Below are 11,619 nucleotides of genomic sequence, written 5' to 3'. Positions count from 1 at the left end.
GCATCGCCTCGTCGGAAACCGATCATTGCCGAAAATATCCTACTCGACTGTATGAACGCTGAAAAGAGACTGCGCTTGCCTGTGACCATCGTCACGGTGCGGGCGCATCGCCGGACGGGCGCACGCGAAAGGGCGGGTCCCAGCACACCCCGCAAGGGGATGCGGCGGAACCCGCCCTTATCGAACGCATCGGCCGGACCGGTCGAATCGGACGAACCGGACACGACCGGACGGACGCTACTGGAGCTTCGCGCGCACGATCTTCGTGACGGCCTTCGCGTCGGCCTGGCCGCGCGTCGCCTTCATCACGGCGCCGATGATCACGCCCATCGGCTTCATGTTGCCGCTCTTGAGCTTCTCGACGACATCCGGGTTCGCCTCGAACGCCGCGTCGACGGCCGCCTCGATGGCGCCCGAATCCTCGACGATCTTGTAGCCGTGCTTCTTGACGACCTCGGCCGGAGTGCCCTCACCGGCGAGCACGCCGGCGATGGTCTGCTTCGCGAGCTTGTCGTTGAGCTTGCCGTCGGCGATGAGCTTCTCCACGGCGGCCACATCGGCCGGGGTGACGGGCAGCTCCTCGAGCGAGACGCCCTTCGCGTTCGCCTCGCGGGACAGCTCGCCCAGCCACCACTTGCGCGCGCCCGCGGCGGAAGCGCCGGCCTTCACCGTGTCCTCGATGAGGTCGAGGGCGTCGGCGTTGAGGATGTCGCGCAGCTGCAGGTCGGTCAGACCCCACTCGGACTTGAGACGGTTGCGGCGCTCGCGCGGCATCTCCGGCATCTGGGACTCGATCTCCGCGATGTGCTCCTTGGTGATGTGCAGCATCACGAGATCCGGATCCGGGAAGTAGCGGTAGTCGTCCGCATCGGACTTGAGACGGCCGCCGGCCGTGGTCTGCGAGGCCTCATCCCAGTGGCGGGTCTCCTGCAGGATTTCCTTGCCCTCGTCGAGGCGCGCGGCCTGACGGCGGATCTCGTACTGGATGGTCTTCTCGATGCCGCGGAACGAGTTCACGTTCTTGGTCTCGGAACGCGTGCCGTACGGGGCGTCCGCGGACGGGCGCAGCGAGACGTTCACGTCGGCGCGCATGTTGCCCTGCTCCATGCGGGCGTGGGAGATGCCCAGCGCGCGCACGATGTCGCGGATGGCGCGCATGTACGCGCCCGCGATCTCCGGAGCGCGGTCGCCCGCGCCCTCGATCGGCTTGGTCACGATCTCGATGAGCGGCACGCCCGCGCGGTTGTAGTCCACGAGGGAGTGGTCGGCACCCTCGATGCGGCCGTCGGCGCCGCCCACGTGGGTGTTCTTGCCGGCGTCGTCCTCGATGTGCGCACGCTCGATCGGCACGCGGAACACGGTGCCGTCCTCCAGCTCCACGTCCAGGTAGCCGTTGCCGTTGGTCGGCTTGTCGTACTGGGAGATCTGGTAGTCGCGCGGCATGTCCGGGTAGAAGTAGTTCTTGCGGGCGAACTGGCTCCACTCGGCGATCTCGCAGTGCAGGGCCAGGCCCAGCTTGATCGCATAGTCGACGGCCGTCTTGTTCACCACCGGGAGGCTGCCCGGCAGGCCGAGGCTCACCGGGGTCAGCTGGGTGTTCGGCTCGCCGCCGAAGCTCACCTCGGCCGGGCAGAACAGCTTGGTCTTCGTGCACAGCTCGACGTGCGTCTCCAGGCCGAACACCACATCGTACTTCTTCGTGGCATCGGCGTACTTCATCAGTTTTTCAGCCATGATGTTGCTATCTTTCCTTCCGATGTCACTTCGTCACTTGGCGAGACCGTCAAGCCACGGGGCCTTGAGGTCCTTCCAGACCGGGCCGTTCCAATCCTCCTCGAGGGCGGCCTCGAGCGCGGCGGCGGGCTTGTACATGACCTCGTCGCGCTGCTGCGGGGCGATGAACTGGAAGCCCACGGGCAGGCCGTCGTCGGACAGGCCGGCCGGGATCGACATGGCCGGGACGCCGGCGAGGTTCGCCGGGATCGTCGCGATGTCGTTCATGTACATGGCCAGCGGATCGTCCATCTTCTCGCCGAACTTGAACGCGGTGGACGGGGAGGTCGGGGAGACCAGGACATCGGCCTTCTCGAAGGCGTTGTGGAAGTCCTGGATGATGAGCGTGCGGACCTTCTGCGCGGAGCCGTACCAGGCGTCGTAGTAGCCGGCGGACAGGGCGTAGGTGCCGAGGATGATGCGGCGCTTGACCTCGTCGCCGAAGCCGGCCTCACGGGTGTAGGCCATCATGTTGGCGGCGGTCTGCGGCACGCCGGCCGGCGGCATCACGCGCAGGCCGTAGCGCATGCCGTCGTAGCGGGCCAAGTTGGAGCTGACCTCGGACGGCATGATGATGTAGTACGCGCCCAAGGCGTACTCGAAGTGCGGGCAGGAGACCTCCACGACCTCGGCGCCCATGTCCTCGAGCTTCTTCACGGCCTCGTTGAAACGGGCCTCGACGCCGGGCTGGAAGCCCTCGCCGCCGAGCTCCTTCACCAGGCCGACCTTCAGGCCCTTCAGGTCGCGCTTCGCGCCTTCGCGCGCGGCGGCGACCATCGGACGCGGGCCCTCCGGGATGGAGGTGGAGTCGCGACGGTCATGGCCGCCGATGACCTCCTGCAGCAGGGCGGAATCGAGCACGGTGCGGGAGACCGGGCCGATCTGGTCGAGCGAGGACGCCATCGCGATCGCGCCGAAACGGGAGACGCCGCCGTAGGTCGGCTTCACGCCGACGGTGCCGGTCAGGGCGCCCGGCTGGCGGATGGAGCCGCCGGTATCGGTGCCGAGGGCCAGCGGGGCCTCGAACGCGGCCACCGCGGAGGCGGAACCGCCGCCGGAGCCGCCGGGGACGCGCTCGGTGTCCCACGGGTTGTGGGTGGTCTGGTAGGCGGAGTGCTCGGTGGAGGAGCCCTGTGCGAACTCGTCCAGGTTGGTCTTGCCGAGGATCGGCATGCCGGCGGCCTTGAGCTTCTCGATGACGGTAGCGTCGTACGGCGGCACCCAGCCCTCGAGGATCTTGGAGGCGGCGGTGGTCTCGATGCCCTTGGTAACGATCATGTCCTTGATGGCGATCGGGACGCCGGCCAGCTCCGGGAGGGATTCCTTCTCTTCCGCGGACTTGGCGTCGAAGGCGTCGGCCTGCTCGCGGGCCACGTCGCCGGAGACCTTCAGGAAGGCCTTGATGCTCGGCTCGGCGGCCTCGATGACCTCGAGGTGGGCGTCGACCAGCTCGCGGCTGGAGACCTCGCCGGCCTTGACGGCGGCGGCCATCTCGGCGGCGGACAGCTTGACCAGTTCGTTGGTTGCTTGCGTCATGATGTGCTTCACTCCTCGCTTCCCAGGATTCGCGGGGCCACGAACATGCCCGCCTCGGTCTTCGGACCGCCGGCGAGCGCTTCAGCCTGCGTGAGCGGGGTCTCGGGGACGTCCGGGCGCAGGTAGGCCTCGAGCGGGACCGGGTTCGCGGTCGGCGGGACGTCGTCGGAGGCGACCTCCTGGACCTTGTTGATGGAGTCGGCGATGACGTTCAGCTCGCCCTGCAGACGGGTGATCTCCTCATCGGTGAGCGCGATTCGGGCCAGATCGCCCAAATGCACGATTTCTTCGCGTGTGAATGTAGGCATGCGCCTAACTATACGAGCGGTTTGTGACACGCGGGCTACCGGTTCCGCGGCCGGACGGGATGGGCGGACGGTGCAGCCAACCACCTCCGCACACCAGCCATAGCGAAGCAACCCGTCAGGCAACCACCAACCTGCTTCGCCAACCAGCCGCCCCGCGAAACAATCAGTCACTCATCGGACAACCTACTTCACGAACCGGCCTCTCCGCGAAGCAACTCGTCAGACGTCAGCCAGCCTACTTCACGAACACCGGTCTCCGCGAAACAACCAGTCAGCCAACCGCCAACCTGCTTCACAAACCGGCCTCCCAGCGAAATAACCCGGCAGCGCCCAACCGACACGCATCGCATTGCCTAGGAACGTCACCCCCCCCGCAGATAATGACCTCGTCCCAACAGCAATCAGCATTGATATATGGCAGCACTCTGGAGCACGTCATGACCGAAACCAGCCACAAGCCGAAATGGCTCACGCCCACGATCGCAGCCGGCGCCGCGATCCTCCTCATCGCCGGCGGCGCCACCGGATGGCACGCGTACACCACCAACCAGTACGAGACCGCCAAGACCGCATGCTTCCAAGCCGCCGACACCGTGCGCGAGACCGCGAACCAGTACAACACGATCCTCAACGGCGAAGCCGCCAAGGCCGCCGCGATCACCAAGACCCAAGTGCAGGACGCGAAGACCGTAAGCGGACTCGCCAAGGAGCTGAAAGCCCAAGCACCCACGTATGAGGGCTGCACCATGGACGACACCAAGGGCCTCCAAACCGCGGCGGACACGCTCAATGGTCAGGCCGACTGGTACCGCGCCCACGCCAAGACCCTCAAGACCCTCAGCGGCAAGGTGACCGCGTCCAAGCTCGCCAAGGACATCGAGGACGCGAAGACCCTGCTGAAGACCGGTATCGACGACGCGACCAAGACCTGGAAGGACACCGAAGGCAAGGTCGCCGACGACGATACGCGCGCCCAGCTCAAGACCGTGATTGACGAGGCCACCAAGACCATGGGCACGAAGAACCCGAAGAGCGCGCAACCCTACACGGATGCGAAAACCAAGCTCGATCAGGCCATGAAAGCGGTGAACGACTCCAAGAACGCGAAGGACGAAGCCGACCGACAGGCCGCCGAAGCCGCCGCCCAGGCACAAGCGTCCACTGGTAGCACGGGTTCGAGCGGCACCTACCGCAAGAACAACAGTAGCAACGGTGGCACATACCGCAAGAGCGGCGGAAGCTCCAGCAGTGGCACCTCCGGCTCCAACGGCGGTGCTTACACAACCGACAATCCAGCCGGCAAACACCAATTCTGGAAGGATGCAACGAGCGGCAAATCATGCAGCTTCGACACCTATCTTGGCGATGGTGATTTCAACGACAACCCGATGACCTGCAAATAATGTCCTATGGCGCTCTTCAGAGCCGTCAGCAACGAGTATATAACGTCTACAGATTGGTATTTTCCGACACGTCGCCTAGTGTTGGTCATGTCCGAATGCCCCCAACCAACACAAAGGGGATATGGGGGCATCAGGGCACTGTCTATGGGGGATGCACTCTACTTGCAAAATCACAGCAGCCGCCTGCGTAGACTATTCCACATCTGCTTTTACGAGGGCATGAAACATTATCTATGGGGGTTCGGGGGCATATCGCTTCGAACACGTCTTCGACGCCGGACGGCCTGCATCATCGCCGAATACCTGCGATACGGAACTCAATCGAACACACGAACCGAGTTATCCACATAGGCGGATCAACGTCGAACTGTATCGGAAAACCACATCGTTCCAACGAACAACGGACCGGAGCCCTCCACGACACGCCCATCGCGGAGGGCTCCGACCACATACCCCCATCGGGGTTGTCACCCAAGCGCAACAACCATTAGCGTCGAACCATGAGACCACACAACGAAGTAACCGCGCTCATGGAAGCCGCACGAAACGAACACCGCTGCGCGTACGGAACGACCTCCGCCCAACGACAGGCCCTCGCACGTCGGGTGCACGCACTCGAACTGGAGCGTGTGCACCCCAACATGTACGCCGACGCGACCTACTGGCAGGCGCTCAACCCGCCGGAACAGACCCTGCACATCGCACGGACGCTGCACATCCGACATCGCGATTGGCGGTTCGGCGGACTCACCGCGGCCACCGCACACGGCTTCGAACACCGATGGCGGCTCCACGACGGCACCGTCACCATCATCACATCATCCAAAACCACCGACATGACCGACGAACGACACGTGAAACGGCTGCGAACGGCGCCACGGGAATCGGCGACCGTCAACGGCATACCGCCGGACAACGCACGCCGAATTGACCGCAAACACCCCCCTATACCTCCTATAGAAGGGCTCGGCAGAGAATCAGACCGGTCATCACCGGCGTCACCGGCAATCCGAAGAAACCTGGACGCACGGAGACAGGACGTAACACCGTCACGACCCATGACAACCCGGTGTCCGATAAGACACCCGGCCCATCACAAAGCCACCCGTCATGCTGCAGACCACGCCACCTCACCAGCCATACGCACATCCAACCATGCCCGATGCACACTGCACATGCCGCACCACCAGTACCATCACATCGCCCCGTCATCCGTCAGACGAAGCAGTGACAGACGAAGCGGTGACAGACGAAGCGGTGACAGGCAAGACGGTGGCATACAAGACGGTGGCATACAAGACGGTGGCTCATCGGACACCAGCCTGCCACGACCACGCGGGCACAACCACACATCCCTCCGAAGAACCCGACACATCACAGCACGGCCTCGGCCACGACGTACCCACGGCCGCACAGGTCAACCGCATACCCGTCCGCATCACCGCGCACCCACGCAAACGAAGCGGTGTCCCATCGGACACCAGACTGCCACGACCACGGCAACACAACCACCGTCTCGCCAGACAACCCGCCTTGTCCGATGCCGGACAACCCGCCTTGTCCGACGCCGCACAACTGGCATCGCGTCGTTACTTCACGTCGGCACGACGCACCACAACAACACCGATCGCATACAGGACCACCGCCCAGGCGAGCAGGATGAGACCGGCCTGCCACCACGTCGGGTCGAAACCTCCCGAAGCCGCCGCCGAGGCAACGGCATCGGCCGCAGCCGAACCCGAACCGGAGCCGGCACCCGAACCGGAGCCGGCCGCCGCAACGCCCGCATCCCCGGCAGCCGCACCCGCACCAGCCGCACCAGCACCACCACCCGCGCCACCACCCATCAACGTAAGCGTCGCCTCGGTGACATCGACCCCGCCGGTCAGGAACGTCGTCGCGGCCTGACTGGGCAGACACGCCGCGACGGATCCGATCCACGCGAATCGGTCGCCGGCGAGCGAAACCAGCGACAGCACCGAAGGCGCAATCATGACGATGCCGATGAGCGCGAACACGCCACCCACCGTGGAGCGGCACAACCCGCCCAGCCCCAGCGCCATGACGGCCGTGACCGCCAACACGCACGCACCGCCGACCACGGTGACCCACGGCAGCAGCCGCTCGGAATCACCCAACGCACCCATCCCGCCGGCAGACGTGGCGAACAGCGCGTACGCCGCACCCCACGACAGCAGCAATCCCGCCATCGCAGACAGGAACGACAGCGCCGCGACCACAACGGCCTTCGCGTTCATGAACAGCACGCGATGCGGATCGGCCACGAACGACATCTGCACGGTGCGCGTCGTGTATTCGCCGGTGACGGTCATGACGCCGAGGATGCCGGTGACGATCATGCACGTGACGGTGAACCCGCCCACCGACGACCACATGAGGCTCGCAGGCAGCTCCGCCGGATGCGCGAGCGCCTTGCCGCTGCTCGGGTCCATGCCGGCGATGATCGTCATCGACCATGCGGACAGTGCGGCTCCGGCCGGCAGCAGCACGAGGTTGAGGACCAGCAACACGATGGTGGATCGGATGCTCAGCGCCTTGACCAGCTCGCTTCGGAACACGCCCCACGCGTTGAGTCGTGGGACGCGGCTGGATCGTGGGCCACCGAGCCGTTTGCGGCCGCCCGACCGACCGCGTCCCTTTGATGCGTGCGCTCCCCTACTCATCGCGTCACCTCCTGCGACCGGTTTTGCGGGAAACCTTGCGACCCGCCTGACCCGGCGACGTTCCGCCCGGCCGGTACCGTCGTCACCGTCGCGGCAGTCGCTCCACCCGACGTCGACACCGCCGTCGCCCCGCCCGACGCAACTGCACCACCCGGCACCGTCGACGCGTATTCGACTGCGGCGTGCGTCAACGCCATGTACGCCTCCTCGAGCGAGGCATGCTCCTCGAGGAACTGGTAGGTGACGAGGCCGGCGCGAGCGAACACGTCGGCCGTGGCCTTGAGGTCGGCGCCGACGATGCGGAACGCCTGTCCTTCCGCCGGGTCGCCGGCGGCGCGCGCCGCGGGCGTCACGGAAACGCCCGCCGCGTGCGCGAAGATGGCGTGCAGCCGGGCCGGATCCGGCGTGACGACGCGAATCGAATGCCGCGAATGTTCGGCGACGAACGCGTTCACGGTGGTGGTTTCGAGTATGCGCCCCTGGCCGATGATGACGAGGTTGTCGGCGGTGAGCGCCACTTCGCTCATGAGATGGGAGCTGAGCAGCACGGCCCGTCCCTGCGAGGCGTAGTACCGGCACAGTTCGCGCACCCATTTGACGCCTTCTGGGTCGAGACCGTTGATGGGTTCGTCGAGGACGAGGTTGTGCGGGTCGCCGAGGAGGGCAGCCGCGATGGACAGGCGTTGGCTCATGCCGAGCGAGAATTGGCCGGCGGGTCGTTGCTTCACTGCGGCGAGTCCGGTCATGTCGATGATTTCGTCGACGCGCCTGCGTCCGATGCCGTTGGTGAGGGCGAGCGCCCGCAGGTGCGCGTAGGCGGATCGCCCGGGATGGGCGGATTTCGCGTCGAGTACGGCTCCGACGGCCCGCAGCGGCGCCGCGATGCGCCCGATGGGTCGTCCGTCGATGAGCGCGCGTCCTTCGTCGGGCCGGATGAGGCCGAGCGCGGCGCGCATGGTGGTGGATTTGCCGGCTCCGTTGGGCCCAAGGAATCCGGTGACCTTGCCGTCTTCGGCGGTGAAGGTGACATGGTCGATGGCTTTGCGCGGGCCGCCGCGCGACTTGCCGAATGCTTTGGTGAGCCCCTGTATCTCGATCATCGCGCCCCTTCCTTGGATGCCGAGCGAGTTGTCTCCAGACTACCGTGGATTGACGCGCCTCGCCGAACCGTCAATCCACGTGTCGCCCGACCGGCCGGCTGATTCGCTTCGCGGACACCTGCCTAGCGAAGCAACCTGTCATCGCGCGACCGAACTGCTTCACGAACCACCTTCTCAGCGAAACAACACAGCTGAACCCCACCGAACCGCGTCGCAACCACCCCTCTCAGCGAAACAACCTGACAGCGCCCGACCCAACCGCGTCGCGTAGTCCCCCACCACGCTCGCATACGGCAAAAACGCTCCGAAATATACGAGTGCGGGCCGCATCCCGTGGCTACGTTGGGATGCGGCCCGCACAGTCATGGCCGGTCGTTCGGATAATCCAAGCCAGTCGAACGGCCCGAGTCAACCGAACCGCCAGGGTCAACCCGAACCGCCCGAGCCAGCCGAGCCGCCCAAGCGACCCGAGCCAGCCGAACCGTCAGCGACGCTTGCGGTCGATGAGGACGATGCCGCCGCCGATGACAAGCAGCACCACAACGACCGAGGCGATCGTCATGACGTTGGAACCGGTCTTGGACAGCGCGCCTGGCTTGGCGGCCGGCTTGGTGGAGGGCTTCGTCTCCGGCTTGGTCGAGGGCTTTCCGGGCTCGGACGGCTCGGAGCCTTCCTTCTGCACGCCGTAGGTGCCGTCCGCGTTGTTCTTGATCTCGTAACCCTCGGCGAGGTAGTCCTCGGCGGGCTTGACGGTGTAGGTGCCGCCGGAGATCTGGACGTTGACGAGGTCGTCGGCGAGCGCGCCCTTGAAGGTGCCGCCGGAGATCAGGACCTCGACGTTGTTCTTCTCGCCTTCGGTCAGGCGGCCCGCGTACTGGCCGACCGTCGTCTGGCCATCGGCCGCGGTGAAGGTGCCGCCGGTGATGGTGAGCTTGCCGAGGTTCGCACCGTCGGTGTCGGCATCGACGCTGCCGCCGCCGTTCCAGATGACCTGCTTGCCGGTGGTCGCCGAGAACTCGCCGCCGTTGATGGTGGTCACGTTCCAATTGAACACGGCCGCGGAGGTGCCCTTGAAGGTGCCGCCGTTGATGGTGAGTTCGCCGTACGAGTCGTTCTTGATGTAGTTGCCGCCTTCGAAAGTGCCGCCGTTGATGGTGAGCGTGGCGTTCTTGCCATTCGCCGGCTTGCCGGAGAACCAGCCGTTGTCGATGAGGGAGGAGTAGCTGGCGTTGGTGCCGTCGGCCTTGAGCAGCTGGACCTTGGCACCCTCGTTGATGGTCATCTCGCCGTGGTTCACGAGCGTGTAGTAGGTGTTGTCCTTGGTGCCGGTCTCTGCGGAACGCTTGAACGTGCCTCCGTCGATCGTGGCCGTGGCGCCTTCCTCGTTCCAGAGGGGCGTCTTCTGATGCGTCACGTTGTCGACGACGCCGGTCTTCTTGGCACTGGAGTCGGTGACGGTGAGCGTGCCGTTGTTGGTGATGGTGTGGCCGGCCTTGTTGGCGAGCGTGCGGCCGTTGAGGTCGATGGTGACGTTCGCACCCGCCGGGATCACCACGTCCTCGGACACGTTCTGCAGCAGGGTGACCTTGGTGGCGCCTGCGGCGATCGCGGCGGCGATGGTCGCGTAGTTCTTGCCGTTCTGGTCGACGACATAGACGTTGGCGCCGTTGTAGGGAATCTTCGTGTCCGTGCCGAACGTGTTGTCCTCGATGGTCGCGCCGCCTTCGGTGACGTAGCCGCCGAGCAGGACGCCCACGTAGGAGTCGAGCGTGTTGCCGGTGATGGTCAGGCCGTCGTTCGGACCCTGGCTCGGCCACGTGCTGTAGGAGACGGCCGCGTAGCCTTCGATGGTGTTGTCGCTGATGACGGTGTTCTGGGTCGCGGTGACGGCGATGCCATACGTCCTGGATTTGTCGGCGGAAAGTCCCGTGCCGTTCTTGACGGTGTTGCCGGTGAAGGTCGTGTCGGTGATGCCGTACGAGCCTGCCTGCGTGTTGCCGTTGCCGACGACGAACATCATCGATCCGGACGTGCCGTTGCCGGAGATCGGGCCGCTGGTGACGTTGTTGTTCTCGATCTTCGTGCCGCTGATCGGAAGCTTGCCGTTGCCGATGATGTTCACGCCGACGGCGGAGTTGTTGACGACCTGGCCGAGCTGGAACGTGTTGCCGCTGATGACGGTGCCGTTGGCGCCGTTCTCCAGCCACACCGAGCTCGGCTGCCAGTCCGCGTTCTGGGAGGCGCCGGTGGCCGGGTTGCCGGCAGCAATCTCGAACGTGTTGCCGGTGATGGTCACGCCTGCGGCCTTGTTGCTGACGATCAGGTTCTGCGCGTTCGTGTTGGTGGCCGGGTCGAGCTTGAAGTGCACGCCCTGGACGGTGACACCGGAGGCGTTGATGCGCAGGCTGCCGGTGAAGGTGGCGCCTTCCGCGGCGGTGATAGTGATCTTCTTGCTGACGACGAGGCTGCCGGTCACGTCGCCGGTGAGGGTGACGGTGCCGCCTTCAGACGTGTCGTTGATGGTGGTCTGCCAGTCGGTCGCGTCGGCCTGGGCGGCGGCGCTCGTCGCGGCGAGACGCTGGCGGACGCGGGGTGCGGCCTGCAGTGCGGTCGCGGCGGGCGTGTCGCCGTAGGTGGTGATGGTGTCGGCGCCGGCCGCGTATGCGGCGGGCGCTCCGATGCCGAGCGTGGCGACGGCCGCGATGACGGCGATGCCGCGACGCAGGGTGCGTGTGGTGATGCTCATGGAACTCCTTCGTCTTTCCGAGCGCGGGGGTTCCTCCCGTCCCCGCGTTTCGCGGGCGTGGTCGCCCGC

Annotated in this window: 7 protein-coding genes; 1 reads left to right on the top strand and 6 read right to left on the bottom strand. The window is 65.6% G+C overall.

All coding sequences use genetic code 11. The features are described from left to right. Positions 1 to 237: 237 nt before the first annotated feature. Genes gatB through gatC form a run of 3 tightly spaced genes read right to left on the bottom strand, consistent with a single transcriptional unit; the run spans position 238 to position 3,617 of the window. Positions 238 to 1,734, bottom strand: coding sequence for an Asp-tRNA(Asn)/Glu-tRNA(Gln) amidotransferase subunit GatB (gene gatB, locus KIH78_RS09300; RefSeq protein ID WP_219132128.1), 1,497 nt, complete (start codon positions 1,732 to 1,734; stop codon positions 238 to 240). A 33-nt stretch (positions 1,735 to 1,767) separates the two neighbouring features. Beyond that, complete coding sequence (gene gatA, locus KIH78_RS09295) at positions 1,768 to 3,309, bottom strand: Asp-tRNA(Asn)/Glu-tRNA(Gln) amidotransferase subunit GatA (RefSeq protein ID WP_219132127.1); 1,542 nt, start codon at positions 3,307 to 3,309, stop codon at positions 1,768 to 1,770. Between the two features lie 8 nt (positions 3,310 to 3,317). Further along, entirely contained in the window at positions 3,318 to 3,617 is a 300-nt protein-coding gene (gene gatC, locus KIH78_RS09290; RefSeq protein ID WP_214314532.1) for an Asp-tRNA(Asn)/Glu-tRNA(Gln) amidotransferase subunit GatC, read from the bottom strand. 437 nt (positions 3,618 to 4,054) lie between these two features. On the opposite strand from gatC, the gene KIH78_RS09285 reads away from it, so the two are divergent. After that, the gene (locus KIH78_RS09285; RefSeq protein WP_219132126.1) at positions 4,055 to 5,020 is read left to right on the top strand and encodes a colicin transporter; all 966 of its coding nucleotides are present in this window, start codon (positions 4,055 to 4,057) and stop codon (positions 5,018 to 5,020) included. 1,589 nt (positions 5,021 to 6,609) lie between these two features. Here KIH78_RS09285 and KIH78_RS09280 read toward each other — a convergent pair. The 3 genes from KIH78_RS09280 to KIH78_RS09270 form a co-directional block, all read right to left on the bottom strand. Further along, positions 6,610 to 7,599, bottom strand: coding sequence for a hypothetical protein (locus KIH78_RS09280; RefSeq protein WP_219132125.1), 990 nt, complete (start codon positions 7,597 to 7,599; stop codon positions 6,610 to 6,612). A gap of 101 nt (positions 7,600 to 7,700) precedes the next feature. Continuing rightward, on the bottom strand, positions 7,701 to 8,804 hold the full coding sequence (locus KIH78_RS09275) for an ATP-binding cassette domain-containing protein (RefSeq protein WP_219132124.1): 1,104 nt from the start codon (positions 8,802 to 8,804) through the stop codon (positions 7,701 to 7,703). A gap of 484 nt (positions 8,805 to 9,288) precedes the next feature. Next, positions 9,289 to 11,550 (bottom strand): hypothetical protein, encoded by a 2,262-nt coding sequence (locus tag KIH78_RS09270; RefSeq protein WP_219132123.1) that lies wholly within the window; start codon positions 11,548 to 11,550, stop codon positions 9,289 to 9,291. Between the last annotated feature and the right edge of the window lie 69 nt (positions 11,551 to 11,619).

The sequence above is a fragment of the Bifidobacterium saguinibicoloris genome, assembly GCF_019331725.1.
In the GTDB taxonomy this organism is placed as follows: domain Bacteria; phylum Actinomycetota; class Actinomycetes; order Actinomycetales; family Bifidobacteriaceae; genus Bifidobacterium; species Bifidobacterium saguinibicoloris.
The sequence above is the reverse complement of the archived record's forward strand: the minus strand, read 5'-3'. Positions and strand labels throughout refer to the sequence as shown.